We start from the raw sequence: 18,368 nt of genomic DNA on the forward strand, positions 1-18,368 counted from the left end.
CATTACATTAACAAAGCCTTCCTAATTAAAAATTATCGGAAACGTAAATATAACGAAAGCTGCCCAAAGTCCGTAGATTGGTAAATACTTCGTAACGGCATTTTGGATAGCTATTGGTCCTGATTTGTTTTGCAAGAAACGCATATAGGAAAACATAATCCAAATTAGATTTGCCCAGATCAGTATGTTTACCCCTAACACAGCAAGTCTATTAGGTGTAATCCCGTAAGAAGAAAGTCTGAATATGATGGCTGACAAAGCCACAGTGTCAATAATAAGCGCCAGAACAATTAAGGCAAAATTTATATAATCTGAAATGTTCTTTTTCTCATCTGAGTCACTCTCAACAATAGAAAATATAGTAACAGCCAATACACCAAGGAGTATTCCGTTGAAGACCATTAAGAAATTGCGGTCCAAGAACGGATTTTTTCCGACCCATATAACTGTTATAAGATAGATCAACAATGTGATCAGGACAAGAGGACTAAAAATTTTAGATATGTATGGTGTAATATTTTTAGCAAGTTTAAGATTCATTGATACTAAATATGCAGCCACAATAGCGAGAGCAGCAGCACCAAATAACACAACATTACTAAAATAGAATTCTCCTATATCCAAGTCAACGAAGCTAAATAACTTCATGGTGAATACTGCTAATACCATTCCGCTCACTGCCATACTCGCGTAGAGAAGACAATATTCTAAATTAAATTTAATATAAGCTAATCTTGTACTACCTTTTGAATATTCATTTCCTGTAAACGCAATCCCTACTAAAACCCATAACATTATAGGAAAATGTAAATAAGCAAGGATACTGCTGTCTTTATAATTTAATGGCAACATATTAAGATACAATCCGGAAATTAGTAACAACGCCGCAAGGAAATAAATAATACTTTTTTTCGGAGTATTATTGTAAATAAAATAAGCAACAATAAAAGGAATTACACCAAAAGCTAGGTTAATGGGAGCAATTGCTTCCTGCTCGACAAAGTGGAAAATGATTCTGGTGCTTAGTCCAGCTAGAATAGCTAACATACCCATGAATAAGAAACCTTTTTGAAACAGCGATATTTTTTCTTTATTTGCCGTCTCCTTGAAATGCAATCTTTCGTACCAAGCAGCTAGTACCTGAGAATCAGGTTTTTCATCCCATGCTTGTGAGAATGACTTTTTAAAAACTTTCGGGTCTTTTCTATACATTCTCTCCAACTCATGAGGGTTATCCATATTTTCAATAATCAAATTGTTAATGTCCATATTTATACCTCCTCTAATTAAAAAAACAACATTTTTATCTTTTTCATAAAAAGCACCACACTTATTTATTCTGATTTCGATTTTATTATAAATCTTATCGTTTTACAATAATTTTTTATTATTTTAGGTGATATTTTTATTGTGCATTTTTACAAACACCAGTGTAAGTAATTTTGTTTTTTATTGACATGAGTAAATTAATAATTTCTTAAGAATCTATTAAGAAATAAGTGAGTTTTAGGAAATAGAATAGATTTGTGAGAAGAGAATTGATGATTCAAACAGATGCTCTTAGAACATGTCAAAAAACTAATAAAAGAATCAATTTAATAATTGTTTCTTTTCCTCAGTTGAAGTGGCAGAATTTTAGAAGTATGTTTTTGAAAGTGGGAGCGAAGTGTCCCTCAAACCCAAGAAACTCTCCTTCGTTTCGCTTGTTATAGGCAATGATTTCTTTAGCTTTCACACGATAAAGTTGTGTATAAATTGCTTCATAATCGTAGCCCGCATCCAATGTACCATATTGAATCGTCAATGACGAAAGCCACTCTTGAAAGCCCTTTAATAAAGGAATCGCGGCTTTTCCATCGTTTAAACTTGAGGATTATGAAATTGATTCAAATAAATATTTTAGGAGGTTTTTATGAAAAAAATGACTACTACAATTCCTACGTCTACTATATTATCGACTAATTTTACAGAAAATACTTATGTAGCTTCAGACACAGAAGTTTCCTTTACAAGTCCCTACAATATTAATCCAATAGCCAAATGGTTAGAAGAGCATGCAAAGCCTTTAAAAACAACTAATCCAACTGCATCTCTTAATGATTTAAAACCACTGAAGGATATGGTAGGATCAGCTTCAATCGTGGGTTTAGGTGAAACTACGCATGGGGCTCATGAAGTTTTTACAATGAAACATCGCATTGTTCATTATTTAGTATCTGAAAAAGGCTTTACCAACTTAGTTTTAGAAGAGGGGTGGGACAGAGCTTTAAAACTTGATCGTTATGTTCTTACTGGTAAAGGGAACCCAAACCAACATCTATCACCTGAATTTAACACGAAAGAGATAGTAGATCTTATTAATTGGATACAAGAATATAATGCTGATCCAAAACATAAATCCAAAGTGCGTGTCATTGGGATGGATATACAATCAGTAAGCAAAAATATTTATAATAATATAATAGAATATGTACGCAGAAACAATCAAAAGCTTTTGCCTAGTTTAGAAGAGAAGATAAAAGACCTTATTCCTGTAACAAAGGATATTAATATCTTTAGCGGCCTTACGAAAGAAAATAAAGAAAAATATATTTCAAATGCTAAACAAATCAATGCTTTATTAGAACAAAATAAAAATACTCTAAATGGAAATTCCAAAGAGTTTGCATGGATAAAACAAACTGCCCGTATTATCGAGCAGTTTACTACAATGGCAGCATCATTTCCTGATAACCCATCGGATTTTTTTTTGAAACATGATATTGCAATGTATGAAAATGTGAAGTGGACAGAAGAACACCTAGGAAAAACAATTGTATGGGCACATAATGGACACGTTTCGAAAACAAATATGATACCTTTTATATACCCTAAAGTAGCAGGGCAACATTTAGCAGAACATTATAGAAAACGGTATGTATCTATTGGAACCTCTGTTTCTGAAGGCCGATATAATGTTTATAATAGTAACCGTGAATTTGGTCCATATGGAATATTAAAATCAGATGATCCAAACAGCTATAACTATACCTTTGGACAAGTAAAAAATGACCAATTTTTACTTGATTTACGTAAAGCAAACGGAATAACAAATACTTGGTTAAACGAAAAACATCCAATTTTTTCCGGAATAACTACCGAAGGCCCTGACATACCGAAAACTGTTGATATATCATTAGGTAAATCGTTTGACATACTTGTTCAAATTCAAAAAGTGAGTCCATCTCAACTAAATCATTAAATCTTTAATAATGTGGCTCACAAGGTATAGTATCGATGGTAGTGTGAGTGACAATCAAGTCATTTAAAACATACTAGCGTTGTTTAAAAATGTCAGTCACGTTATTTCATTAAGGGGTCACTTAATGGAATAACGGTTACAAAGCTAATCAAACATTTTTATAAAAAATGATTCAGTTGAATATATTAAAAGCGTGTTTTAATCAATCTTTTTTCAAAACACACTTTTCTATTTGCTCTTTTATCATCGTTTATAGAGTTAGTTTAATTAAACTTTATTTCAGGGCTACATCAAAAAAGCACCCCCTTCTAGCAAGGCGACTGAAAAAGTGAAAGCTTTGAAAAAATATCATATATCTTTTCAATATATCTAAAAAGAAAAAGAGGTAACCGCCTGTATATAGTAGATGGTTACCTTCTTTTTCTTATGAAGTGGACTTTTTCAGTGCCCTCCTTCTAACTAAGGAGTTTTTTATCCGCAAAGGTTCATTTTTTCGAATAATCGAATCTTTTATGTTAATAGGAAATTGTATTGTACAAGAAAATACATTTTTTTCAGGAATATAAATATTAATATCTTATATCCCCTTATCTATCATTCATAGAGGAAAAATAATCTGATAATCCTATTTCATTTTTTAAATCTAAATATATTAACTCTAATTGTTCCATAGCAGAATTTCCACATACACTTATATAATATTCTTCATTTATTTTTGATGATGTAACAAATGCCTCTTTTGATTCTTTTTCATACAACGTTTTAACAAAATTCTCATTTTCAGATATCGGTACACTAAATGATTCTAACGGAATTACCATACCTAACCCCTTATATTTTATATAACTCTCTTTCGCTGTCCAAATTCTAAAAAACTCCATCTCAAGAACCTTTGAATCCAATTTTGTTAAATATTCTTTTTCTTCCTTACTAAAATAGCTAGCAATATTTAAGAAATCCAAAGATTCTATTTTTTCAACATCTACACCTATTTCAGATTCTGCAATACCTATAAATACCCATTCTCCTGAATGAGAAATGTTAAAACAATACCCAACATGATTTACTATTTTTTTCTTACCAAATTCATCTTCCTCTAATTTTATATCTTCTATATTGGCATTTACTTTTTTTGCGATAAAATATTTCACAAGGAAATTTCCTAATACTGTCCTCTGTCTATCCTCATACTTTCTCATTTCATCCACTTTTACCTTTATAAAATCATCCATAACAGAATATAACCTTTGGTAATTTGCTTTGTTCATATTTAATATATTTGCTAAATAAAGTTCTAACATGTTTTATAAACCTTTCATTAATTATATTCTTACTCAAAAGTTTTACGTATATATCATTCTTCAAAAATTAAGATCATACCATCTCCTCAAAGTGCAAAGAGAATAGTATGACCTTAAATTCATGTTACTAACCATGATAGATGATAAAATACATTCTACTATGTTTTAAAAATAATAGAATCCCTCTACTTCAATTTAATAAACTCAGCAATCATCTATTTAGCGGTCTCATATTATCATTTTTTAATGTTTAATTACTACTTTTTCAAATTGCTCACTTTCAACTTTCTTATTTAGTAAGTCTTCCAATTGATTTAATTCATTTTGAATAACTTCTTCTATATCTCCTGAACAACCACTAAAAATTGGATACGACAAGATTAAATAATTAGAATAGCTATTTACAAAAACTTCTGTACTCTTATTATAATCATCATTTTTTAGTATCTCTTGCATCTCCTCATACTCAATACTAAACCCACCTTGATAATTGATTGAAAGAACTGATGCCATCATATTTCTCATCTCGACTGTGCTGTAGTTTAATAGTTCAACTAAACTATAATGGTTTTCTTTTTTTACATTTTGAATTTCATTAACCTTTTGTTGCCAGTCTAGCAACTCATTCTCTTTAGATCCCTCAATTAGCAATGGTAACCAATCTAAAAACTCTCCAAGTGTATTACTATAATCATTTGTCATATATCTTCTATCTTCTTGTAAAATAAGTATTGGTAAAGGTTCAGTATGGACATTTGTTAATTTATTTTCTCTAGCAAGTATGTTCAAAATATACGCGAATAGTGACCAAGGTTTGTCGTTATAAAGCTTTTCTGTAGCCGAACCCATTTTAAATAATGAAACAACTGACTTTTCTAACACATTATTTATATTACGCTTTACATACTCATCCGTTTTCTCTTTAAATTTTTCTAAGTTCGATAAGTTATGGGTTTCCGCATATATTTTACTAGTTGTTACTTCATTTACATATTGTTTATACGTTTCATTTGTTTTTACATATTTTGCTTTTAAATTCAAAATGTCTATAATTTTCTCTTTAAAAATCTGATTACTTGCCTTATCCCAAATACTATGATGAATAATCACATAAATGCAATATTCTCTTTCGGTCTTTTGTGTAATTACAATATTGCTTAACATATTATTTTCAGTTAATATACTTGTACTCATTTTTCTCCGCATTCCATGAATTAAATCATATACTGCAGTAATATAAGTAGAAGTAGCATATCTTAGATCAAAGTAATTTGGCTTCCAAAACGTATTGTAACCATGTTCACAAATAATATATCTATCCGCTATTTTTTGATAAGTACTTCTTAAAATAGATTGTTCTTGAACAACTTTTTCTATAGCGGCTATAACGCTGTCTTTATCATAATCCCCTTCTATTATAATCTTTTCCTCTATCATAGTATTCGGTGTTGATAAAAACAATTCTTGCATGATTGAAGGTGTATATCCCTCTATAACTTCACCCATTTCACCATCTTTAGTAATTTTCGGTAACGATATATTATTTGTATTCTCTAACTCACTGCACAAGCTTATAAATTGTTCCTCCTCCATATTCCCTGAAACTAATGGATACTTATTCATATCAACGATATAATCTGGAACCTGTAAAAATGATAATTTATTGATTATTTCTCCCTTAATCTCGCCTCTCTTTTCACTACTTAAATCTGTCACAAACAGAACTGAGTGCTCTTTTTTCTCAACAGTTATAGATTTCAATATACTGTCTAATCCAAATTCTTCCCATATTACTTGAGTGATAGCTTCATCTCTGTTTAAATGACTTCTAGTATTTTCTATATACTTTTCATTCTTTCTCTTTTCAATACAGTGCTCAATAATAACTAACAATTGTTTTTTAAACTCATCATTCAATGCTTGCATAAATTTTTCACTATAATTTGAGCCATTATAAATTATAACCATTCGAAGTTTTTTATTAGTTACAGCTCCATTTATAGAAAGACCAGTACTAAATTCATTCTCTATTGCAATCTCTTCACCACGTGGTATATCACTCATATTAAAATAATCTGATCCACTTTCTTGATCTAATTCTCCTAAGTAATTAAAGGTAATATCAGGCTTAACATTTTCCAAAACATTTTCTCCCAATGCCTTTAACACTCCATATCCTAGACCTTTGTTTGGAATTGAGCTTAATGCCTCTTTTGTTTTTTGTATATCATTTGTAATAGAATCTCCTATCCCTGTTACAGCTACTGGATATACACTTGTAAACCAACCAACCGTTCGATCAATCACTATATCCTGATCTAGCATTTCTCTTCCATGTCCTTCAAGATTCAATGCCACAGTTTCTTTACCATCCAATTTATTAACAGCCCTACATACCGCTGTTAAAAGTAAATCATTAATTTCAGTATTGTAGGCTCTCCCTGCTTGGTACAGTAAATAACTTGTCTCGGATTCTGATAAATGCATCACTAATTCTCTAGGTAAATATTTCTCTCCTAATTGATTTGTAGGTAACTTACTTTCCTTAACTAACCTCTCGACTTTTTGCCAATATGGTATCTCTTTTTTTAGCGATTCACTTTCTCTATATTTAGTTAAAGCCTCACTCCAAAGTTTGAACGACATAGTTTTTCTAGGAAGAATTACCTCATTTCCTTGTTTAGAAAGAGTATACCCTTTATTCAAGTCTTCAATAATAATTCTCCATGATACTCCGTCTACTACCAAATGATGCATAGAAATTAGCAAGTAATCTTTTTCTTTTGTTCGGAATAATACAACTTTAACTAAAGGTCCTTCAGAAATTTCAAAGCTGGCCTGTATACTATTAGAACTATTATTAATTTTCTCATATAACTCCTCTTTATTTTGAATATGAGAATAATCATAGGAGTGATAATCATACAATGCACTTTCTTTTATCGACTGAACAACCTGTTCTCCACTTCTAAATACAGTCCTTAATGTATCATGATGCTCTACAATAGCAGTAATTGCTTTATTAAGATGTTCTTCATTCACTCTTTCACTGCTTTCCAACATAAATGATTGGTTAAAATGATTTGGCTTTTCTAATTGACTATTAAAGAAATCAATTTGGATTGGCGTTAATGCTGCAACTCCCGTTACTTCACTTTGATCAATTATTATGTTTCTCGCTTTACTTATACCTAGACATATTTTACGAATAGTTTTATTTTGCAAAATATTACGAACATCCGTTCCGTACCCGTTCTCACGTAGCTTTGAAACAATTCTAATCGCCTTAATTGAGTCTCCTCCTAATTCAAAGAAACTATCATCGATTCCTATACGTTCAATACCAAGAATTTCCTCAAACACTCTTGCTACACATAATTCAATTTCATCTCTTGGACCAACATAATGATTCGAATTATCAAAATCAGGAATAGGCAATTCCTTTTTATTCACTTTCCTATTTTGTGTCATCGGTAAAGCGCTTAGTTGCATAATATATGTTGGAACCATATATTGTGGAAGAGTTTTTCCTAATTGATTCTTAATTTCTTCGGTTATGATTTTTTGTTTACTAACTACATAACCACATAAATATTTGTCATTATTCTTTTCTATTAAAGTAACAGCTACATCTTGAATATAAGGTATCTCTCTAAGTTTACTTTCAATTTCCCCAAGTTCAATTCTAAACCCTCTAATTTTAACTTGTTCATCAATTCTTCCTAAATATTCTATATTCCCATCTTCAAGCCAGCGTGCCAAATCCCCTGTACGATAGATTTTTTCTTCAGGAACCAGTGGATTTACAACAAATTTTTCAGCTGTTAATTCCGCTTTATTTAAATATCCCCTTGCTACACCGGCACCCCCGACACATAATTCTCCTGGAATACCAATTCCACATAAATTATGTCCATTTAAGATATGAACTGTTGTGTTAGATATCGGCTTCCCAATTGGAGTTTTTTCTACTAACTCTTCTGAACAAATAGGATAATGTGTTGTAAATGTCGTATTTTCAGTCGGCCCATACACATTTGAAAGTTTTAATTTTTTATTGCTCTTAACTAATTTTTTAACATGTTCTTCTGATGTAGTTTCTCCACCAAAGAGCAACTGATCTAACGAATCAAAAATTGTACAATCTGTAATAACTAATTGATTAAATAAAGCAGTTGTAATAAACATCGTGTTAATTCGATATTTAGCTAACATTTGTTTTAATGCTTCTACATCCATTAATACATCTTGTTCAACAAGGTATAATCTTCCACCGTTTAATAAAGAACCCCAAATTTCAAATGTGGATGCATCAAAAGCTAATGATCCCGTTTGTAGAATCCCCACATCATGGAAATTAACATAATTTGTATTTTTAACCAAACGAATTACATTTCTATGTTCTACCATAACTCCTTTAGGTTCACCTGTAGTCCCAGAAGTATAGATCAAATATGCTAAGTCAGTTGTTTGATTCATGACTGTAGGATTTTCGCAAGACATATCATAAATATTTTCTTGTTTTAAATTAAGTACAGTTAAAGAACCATCAAGCAGCTCTGGTAAATTCTCAACTTCCGTAAGAAGCACTTTTGCACGACTATCTCTAAGCATATAACGAGTTCTATCTATAGGTTGTTTCGGATCAATTGGTAGATAAGCTCCACCTGCTTTTAATATTGCTAAAATCCCTATTATAGTTTCAATTTTACGTGTAGCCCATATCCCTACAAAATCATTTGGTTGTACTTGTAACTTTTGAAGCTGGTGTGCTAATTGATTTGATCTTTTATTCAAATAACCAAACGTATATTCAAGACCATTAGAAATAACAGCTACTTTTTCAGGTGTCTTTTCAACCTGTTTTTCAAAGAGCTCAACAATTGTACTCTCACCAGGAAATTCAGTTGTCGTTATATTAAATTCTTCAAGTACTTTTTTATACTCAGAATAACCCATTAATGGAATATCATAAATATTTCTTTTTGGATTTTCCACTGCATTTTTTAATAACTCGGAATAGTGTAATCCCATTCGTTCTATTGTTGATTGTTTAAATAAGTCTGTACAATATTCCCATAACAGCTCATAGCCACTTTCAATTTCTGTCATACTAACTGTCAAGTCAAATTTAGATATTTCACTTTCTGATTCAATTTGCTCTAATTTAGTATTTCCTAATTTCAAATGACTTTCCTCATTATTTTGCAATGCAAACATAACATCAAATAAAGGATTTCTTGAAATATCTCTCTCTAAATCTAAATTCTCAATTAATTCTTCAAATGGATATTCCTGATTATCATACGCTTTCAAACATTTCTCTTTTAACTGCTCTATTAATTGTAGATAAGTAAGATTTGGCTGCATATCTCCTTTAATCGCTAATGTATTGACAAACATTCCAAGCATATTTTGTGTTTCAGGGTGGGTTCTTCCAGCGATAGGTGTTCCAACAATAATCTCTTCTGTTCTAGCATATCGACTAAGCAATAACATAAATGTTGATAATAAAACCATATATTCTGTAGCCCCAGTTTCCTTACTTATCAACTTTACTGCTTCTCTTGTATTACTACTCAATTTCGTTTTAATAGAGTTACCTTTAAAACTTTGTTTTTGTGGCCTTGGATAGTCTGTTTGTAAATTTAGCAATGGCAATTCACCAGAAAATTCATCTAACCAATATTTCTTTTGCTCTTTCATAACATTAGAATTTTGCCATACACTATAGTCTTTGTACTGTACTTTTAATTCCGGCAAATCCTCGCCATTATATATTTTCGAAAATTCTTCAAACCACACACCAATTGAACCACCATCACAAATAATATGATGAATATCTAACATTAATATCGATTCATTTTCTGAAATTCCTACTACTTGCACTCTCATCAATGGAGCTTTATTTAAATCGAACGGTCGCACAAAATCCTTATAGATCTTATCAATATTTAACTTATTCCCTTTTCTGTATCCAACAGAAAGTTCAACATTGTCTTCAATTATTTGGACTGGTTGTCCATTCTTCATAGTAAAATGTGTTCTTAATACTTCTTGGCGCTTAATCAGAGCATTGACCGTTTGCTGCAACTTCTCCAAATCAAGACTACCTTGTACTCTCATCATTCCCGGCATATTGTATGTGATATTCTCACCTTGGATTTGATCAATAGCATATAATCTTTTTTGAGCTGAGCTCATTCCATAACTTGGTTTTTTAGGCTGTTTTTCAATAGGCTTATTCTTTTCTAAATCGGTAGATTGCTGTAATTTCTGAGAAATTCTACGCACGGTCTTCTCTTCCATCACATCTCTCAATGGAATTCTAGTCCCTAATTTTTGCTCTATTTTGTTTACTAATCTAGTTGCTCTTAATGAATGTCCTCCTAATCTAAAGAAACTATCATCAATGCCAACCTGTTCAATTCCTAAAATTTCTTGAAATGCTTCTGCAATAACTAACTCAATTTTGTTTCTAGGTGAAATGTATTGCTCTGTCCCTTTATGTTCTGGCATTGGTAAAGCTCTTCTATCTAACTTTCCATTCCTAGTTATAGGTAATTTTTCAAGTTGAACAATATATGTCGGTATCATATATTCTGGTAGACTACCTTTTAAATAATTCAATATATCTCTGGATTCTATTCCATCATCGTAGCAAACATACGCACATAAATACTTTTCATGTTTCTCTTCATTTACAATCACCGACACATCACGAATACCTTCTATTTTTCTTATAGTATTCTCTATTTCACCAAGTTCAATTCGGAAACCTCTAATTTTAACCTGTTCATCTATTCTTCCCAGATATTCCAAATTACCATCTTCTAACCATCTTACCAAATCACCGGTTTTATATATAATTTCACTTGAATTATATGGATTATTAATAAATTTTTCTTTCATCAACTCTGGTCTGTTTAAATATCCTTTTGATAATCCATCTCCACCAACACATAGTTCTCCAGGCATTCCAATGCCACATATTTTATTATTGTCTAAAACATAAACCTGCGTATTAGATATCGGCTTTCCAATTGGAATGTTGCCTCCATCAAAATCATTACTTATTGGATAACAAGCTGTAAATGTTGTATTTTCAGTTGGGCCATAACCATTGCATAATTTAATTTTCTTATTTCGAGCAATCAATTGTCGAACATGTTCTGCTGATGCCGCTTCTCCACCAAATAGAACTTGGTCTAACGAATCGAAAATCTTATAATTAGAACTAATTAAATGATTAAATAGAGTAGTTGTAAACCACATCGTATTTATTGCAAATTCAGATATCATTTGTTGCAGTAGCTTAGGATTCATTACTACTTCATCATCAACTAAATAGAGACTACCTCCATTTAACAAAGCTCCCCAAATTTCAAACGTAGATGCGTCAAAAGCAAGGGATCCCGTCTGTAAGATTCGAACATTTTCAAAATCTACATAATCCGCATTTCTCACTAAACGATTTATATTTCGATGTTCTACCATTACCCCTTTAGGAGTTCCTGTAGTACCAGATGTATAAATTAAATACGCTAAATCCCTAGATGTATTTACTATATTTAAATTTGACGATAATTCATCTTTAAGTGCTGCTTTCTGTAAACTAATTTTTTCTAAAGATAAATTATTAAACAATGAAGCATTTATATCAGTTGCTAAAATGAATTGTGCATCACTATCTTTAAGAATGTATTTTACTCTTTCAATTGGTTGTTTCGGATCTATCGGTAAATAAGCACCACCCGCTTTTAATATACCTAAAATTCCAATAATAGTTTCTATTTTTCTTTCAGCCATAATTGCAACAAATTGGTTTTGTTCCATTCCGAGCTTTTTGAGCTTTCTTGCCACTTGATTCGCTCGTTCATTCAAATAATGATAAGTAATTCTTTGATCTTCTGAACCAATAGCAATTTCATTAGGAATTTTTTGTACTTGCTCTTCAAATAGTTCGACAACTGTTTTATTGTCAGGATACTCTGTCTTAGTTGAATTGAATCCATTCAACACCAATATTTTTTCTTCCTCATTTAATAATTCAATGTTATTTACCTTTATCTCTGGATTCTCTATAACACTTTTCAGAATCAAAGATAATCTATTAAGAATTCTTTTCACTTCATGTATTCCAAATAACTCAGTATCAAAGATCATGCCTAAATTTAATACTTCCGTTTGATTTACACTTAAAGTCAAAGCATAATTCGTTTGCTCTCTTCCGTCTACCATCATTAAATTCAATCTCGTATTTAAATTACGCTCTTCTGAATGATAATTTTCAAACGCAATCATAGTTTGAATTAAATCATTACCTAATATGCTACAATTTTGTATCTCTGCTAATGAACTATAGTCATATTGTGAGGTTTGTAAAGCTTGTTCTTGTAAGGTTGATACTATGCTTGAAAAGCTATCGTCTCCTTGATTTTTCACTCTCACAGGTACCATATTAATAAAGAGACCTACCATTTCTTCAATTCCATTTAAATTAACGTTTCTTCCTGATACTACTTTCCCAAAAATTACATCCTGTGTGTTGTTATATCTCTGTAAAATTATTCCCCATGCAGTTTCTATTACAGTGTTAACAGTAACCCCAAGCTTATTACTCATTTTCTCTAGCTTTTGAGTTTCTTCTTTAGATAAACTTATTTCAATTCTTTGAACTTCTTCGCTAGCTTCTTCATTCTTTCTATTGCCTATCGGCTTTATACCTGCCGGTTCTTCATAATCTTCTAAAAGCCTTGTCCAATATTTAAGAGCTATTTCCTTATCTTTATTTTGTGTTAATCGGATATAATCTTCGTAACTAGATGTTTTTTGAATAGACTCTTTCAAATCACTCTTTGTTTTTTTCATGTATAACTGTTCATAAAACCAAATCAAATCATTCATTAATATGGATAGACACCATCCATCCATAATGATATGGTGAAAACTTATAATCAGTCGATAATCTTCTTCATCCAATTTAACTAAAATTACTCGAAGGAAGCTTTCTTTTTCAAAATCAAAACCTCTTCTTACATCCATTTCCCTTATTTTACCTAATTCTACTTGCCTATTTTCTATTTCTGTTAAATCAATTTGTGTAAATTCAATTTCTTTATCTTTTAATAGCACTTGTCTAGGGTCACTTACATCTTTGAAAACTATATTTGTTCGTAAAACTTCATGTTTTGCTACAAGTAACTCAAAAGATTCTTTCAAAATCTTTTCATTTATAGCGATATTGGACTGGAATACAGTCTGAACTACATAACTTGTTGAATCTTCATTGTGTAATTTATGATATAGCATTCCTTCTTGCATTTGTGTCATAGGATAAATTCTCTCTATATCATATCCTTGCTCTTGAAGCTTATTCTTCACTAAAGCAAATTCATTATCACTCCAATTCAATTCTCCAAAATCGGATGCTGTATGTTCACATTGCTCAACCATAATACAATGCTCTATAACTTCTATTAGCTCTTTTTTAAAGCTTTCTTTCATTAACTCCATATTTTCAGTATTAAATTTTGATTTATCATAACTTATTATCATGTGGAATACATTATTAGAAATTGCTCCATTAAAGGAGATTGGTGTCCCAAGATCATTATCGTCTGAAACATTCTTTCCACACGGTAAATCACTCATTACAAAATTCCCATGGCTATTTTCTTGAACAAATTCTCCAAGATAATTAAAAGTAATATCTGGTGTAACACCTTCTATGACACTTTCTCCCAACCTTTTTAATACACCATATCCCATTCCACGATTAGGTACTTTTCGCAATGTTTCTTTTGTATTCCGAATATCCTCTCGAATACTTTTACCAATATCACTTATTGCAACAGGATATACACTAGTAAACCACCCTACGGTCCTGTCAATTTCTGAAACACCCTCTATCGTTTCTCTTCCATGCCCCTCCATATTGACAGCTACTGTACTTTTTCCTGTTACGTTATTTACCGCTCTAGATAAAGCTGTTAGTAATAAATCATTAATCTCTGTATTATAAGCCTTACTAACTTTATATAACATTTTATTTGTTAATTCTTGTGTTAAAGCTAGCTCTATATGCTCCATGTTAAATTTATCTTCGTTTGATATTTTTTCTATTAAACTCTCTTTTACGTTCTCTTCAATTTGTTTCCAATAAGGAATTTCTTTCTTTAAAATATGGCTATTACGATATTCTCGCAATAAATTACTCCACTCTTTATATGACATTGTCTTTGATGGTAATGTAGGAGTACCATCTTTACTATTGTACCCTATATTTATATCCTCTATAAGAATTCTCCACGATACGCCGTCTACTACTAAATGATGGGCACAAAGAAACAAATAATCATTTTTCTCAGTTTTAATTACTGCTGCTTTTAATAACGGTCCCTTTTCTAAATCCATACTCATTTGAAGCTTATTTACTTGATCATTAATTCTTGAATATACGTCTTCCTTTCCTCTGATTTCCAATAAATCAATGTATTGTAATTCATATAATTCACTATCTGTAATGGTTTTTATTTTTTGCTTTCCATCTTGAAATACTGCTCTTAACATATCATGGTGCTTAACAATTGTAGCTAGTGTATTTTCAATTTTCTTTCGATCAATTCTTTGTTTACTTTCTAGCATAATTGATTGATTAAAATGTTCAGGATGAGCTAGATTGCTATGGAAGAAATCCATTTGAATCGGTGTTAGCTCTATATCACCAACGACTTCTTGTTGATCTACCACTTTTATTTCCGCTTTATTTACTCTCGTACTAATATTACGTATAGTTCTATTTTGCATAATTGTTCGAACATTTATTTCGTATCCATATTCTCGTAATCTAGATACTATACGAATTGCCTTAATCGAATCACCACCCAATTCAAAGAAACTATCATCAATACCTACACGCTCTGTTCCTAAAATTTCTTGAAATACCTTAGCGATATCTAGCTCTATCTCATCTCTTGGAGGAACATAACTTTCGGAACTTGTAATATTAGGTTCAGGCAATCCTTTTTTATCAATTTTCCCACTTCTTGTTACTGGTAATCGTTCTAACTGCGTAATGAATGCTGGAATCATATATTCAGGCAAGTTCTCGCCTAACTTCTTCTTAATGTTAGCGACATCTATATTTTGGGTAGTTATTACATATCCACATAAATATTTATCACCATTGTTTTCTTTAATTATAACAACGGCATCACTGATTCCTTCTACATCCCTAATTCTTTCTTCAATCTCTCCCAATTCAATTCTAAACCCTCTAATTTTAACTTGTTCATCTATTCTACCTAAATATTCAATATTTCCATCTTCATTCCAACGAGCTAAATCTCCCGTTCGATAGATTCTCTCATTTGGTCTGTAAGGATTAACTACAAATTTTTCAGCCGTCAGTTCTGCTCTGTTTAAATACCCTCTAGAAACACCTGAACCACCAATACATAATTCTCCCGGCATACCAATTCCACATATACTCTTGTTATTCAAAATATATATTTGAGTATTGGCAATTGGCTTTCCTATCGGAATGATTTCTCTATTATCTTTCCCGTTAAATCGATATGAAGTAGCTACAACCGTAGCTTCAGTTGGACCATATAAATTGTTTATATTGTCTATACTTGCCCCTGTTATCTCCTCATACTTCGCTATCAGATCACTAGTAAGTGGTTCAGCTCCTAAATATAGTCTTTCAAACTGCTTTAATTCATCCGCTTTTCCATTTTTTTCTGCATATTCCAACAACATTCTGAACATTGATGGTACTAACAGAGCTTGCTTTTTCTCTAAAAGAGTTAATAACTCTCTAGGTTCTTTGTTTTGTACTTCAGAAATAATTAACAGTTTTCCTCCTGATAAAGTAACAGGGAAAATTTCCCAAACTGAGCCATCGAAGATATAGTTTAAATTTTGAAGAACAACCGTATCTTCTCCATACTTCCCTTCATCGATTTGCCAATTAGATAGATTCATTACATTCCTATTTTCAACCATTACACCTTTCGGTGTTCCTGTTGTACCAGAAGTATAAATGACATATGCCAAACTATCTGGTTGAGAGATAGGAACTGGGTTTATCTGATCCTCTTCACAATTTGTAAGATTAACAAGTATAGTTGAAGCATCTATATGATCTACTATACTTTGATTACCTTCACCCACTAACAATACTTTTGCCTTACTATCGTTCAACATAAAATTAATTCTCTCTACCGGATATTCTGAATCAATTGGTAAATACGCCCCACCTGCTTTTAGTACACCATAAATCCCAACAATCATTTCTAGCGAACGCTTTGTTACAATTCCGACAATGGATTCTGTATGTACTCCCTTGTCTCTTAAATTTTTCCCAATGGTGTTTGCCTTTGCATTCAATTGTCTATAGGTAAGGCTCTCCCCTTCATATTCTACAGCTATTTTATCTGGAGTTTTTTCCACCTGTTCTTCAAATCTTTCAATAATCGTCTTATCGTTTTGATATTCAATATGTGTCCTATTGAATTCATAAATAACTTTTTCTTTTTCTGTATCAGTTAATAATTCAATTTCACACAGTTTCTTTTGTGGGTCTTTCAAAGCATTTTTCAATAATTGGACAAATTGTTCATTCATACGAGCAATTGTTTTTTCTTTAAATAAGTCCGTACAATACTCCCATTCTACATCGTATCCGTCACTTGTTTCTATAACAGTAACAGTAATATCAAACTTTGCTACCTTACTATCAACTTTCACACCATTTACCTTATAATCTCCCATGCTCAACGAGTTCATTTCTTTGTTTTCAAATGTAAACATAATGTCGAAAATAGGGTTTCGAGAAGGCTCCCTTTCCACGCCAAGCTGGTCTACTAACTCTTCAAATGGATATTCTTGATTATCAAACGCATTTAAGCATTTTTCTCGTAATTGTGCCACCAAATCTATAAATCTTTGTGAAGATTGCAAATTCCCTTTAATCGCCAAAGTATTTACAAACATACCTAACATATTTTGGATTGCTGGATGAGTACGTCCTGAAACAGGTGTACCTAAAACAATCTCACCTTGTCTCGTATATTTACTTAGCAGCATCATAAGGTTCGCCATCAATATCATATATTCTGTTGCCCCTGTTTCTTTACTAAAGAGTTTAACAGCATTACTAGTTTTATGATCTATTTTTATGGTATTACTACTACCTTTATAACTCTGTTGCTTAGGTCTAGTAAAATCTGTAATTAGATCTAAAACCGGTACTTCTTCAGAAAACTCGTCAAGCCAATAATTTTTCTGTTCCGTCATATCTCTCGAATTTTGCCAAGCACTGTAGTCTTTATATTGCATACCCACTGGAGAGAGTTCCTCTCCATTATACAATCTACACATTTCTTCTATTAAAAGACCTGTTGAACCACCATCACAAATTATGTGATGGATATCCAACATCAAAATCGTATTTTCACCTTTTATTTCAAGTATTTTTATTCTCATTAAAGGTGCTTCACTTAAATCAAAAGGTCGAATGAATTCTTTGAAAACTCGTTGTACATGTTCTGGTATGCTTTTTTCATGCTCTAACTCTATATCAACTGTATCCTCAATAATTTGGAGAAATTTATCTTTCACATGTGCAAAATGAGTTCTTAATAACTCATGACGCACGCATAGCTGTTTTACAGCTATGCGTAAGCGTTCTTTATCAATTTCCCCCTCGACTTCTAACATGATTGGGATATTATAAGTGATATTTGATTCTTGCATTTGATCAATTACATATAAACTTTTTTGGACAGAACTCATTTTATATTTTCTATTCATTGGTA

General features: G+C 31.5%; 4 protein-coding genes and 1 pseudogene. 1 reads left to right on the forward strand and 4 read right to left on the reverse strand.

The features are described 5' to 3' along the window. Positions 1–21 precede the first annotated feature (21 nt). Positions 22–1,269, reverse strand: coding sequence for a DUF4153 domain-containing protein (locus QEP67_RS18490; protein WP_000354057.1), 1,248 nt, complete (start codon positions 1,267–1,269; stop codon positions 22–24). A 385-nt stretch (positions 1,270–1,654) separates the two neighbouring features. After that, positions 1,655–1,900 (reverse strand): annotated as a pseudogene (locus tag QEP67_RS18495) (IS5/IS1182 family transposase); the annotation flags it as partial. Positions 1,901–1,912: 12 nt separating this feature from the next. On the opposite strand from QEP67_RS18495, the gene QEP67_RS18500 reads away from it, so the two are divergent. Then, positions 1,913–3,241 carry an erythromycin esterase family protein gene (locus QEP67_RS18500; protein WP_353706361.1) on the forward strand — a complete coding sequence of 443 codons (1,329 nt, stop codon included), beginning with the start codon at positions 1,913–1,915 and terminating at the stop codon, positions 3,239–3,241. A 587-nt stretch (positions 3,242–3,828) separates the two neighbouring features. Here the strand turns inward: QEP67_RS18500 and QEP67_RS18505 are convergent. Both QEP67_RS18505 and QEP67_RS18510 read right to left on the reverse strand, forming a co-directional pair. After that, on the reverse strand, positions 3,829–4,542 hold the full coding sequence (locus QEP67_RS18505) for a 4'-phosphopantetheinyl transferase superfamily protein (protein WP_000891975.1): 714 nt from the start codon (positions 4,540–4,542) through the stop codon (positions 3,829–3,831). Between the two features lie 243 nt (positions 4,543–4,785). Then, a complete protein-coding gene (locus QEP67_RS18510) occupies positions 4,786–18,363 on the reverse strand; it encodes an amino acid adenylation domain-containing protein (protein ID WP_353706362.1) in 13,578 nt (4,525 codons plus the stop codon). Positions 18,364–18,368: the final 5 nt, after the last annotated feature.

Origin of the sequence: Bacillus cereus group sp. MS39, assembly GCF_040448665.1 — a bacterium.
Taxonomy (GTDB): Bacteria; Bacillota; Bacilli; order Bacillales; family Bacillaceae_G; genus Bacillus_A; species Bacillus_A wiedmannii.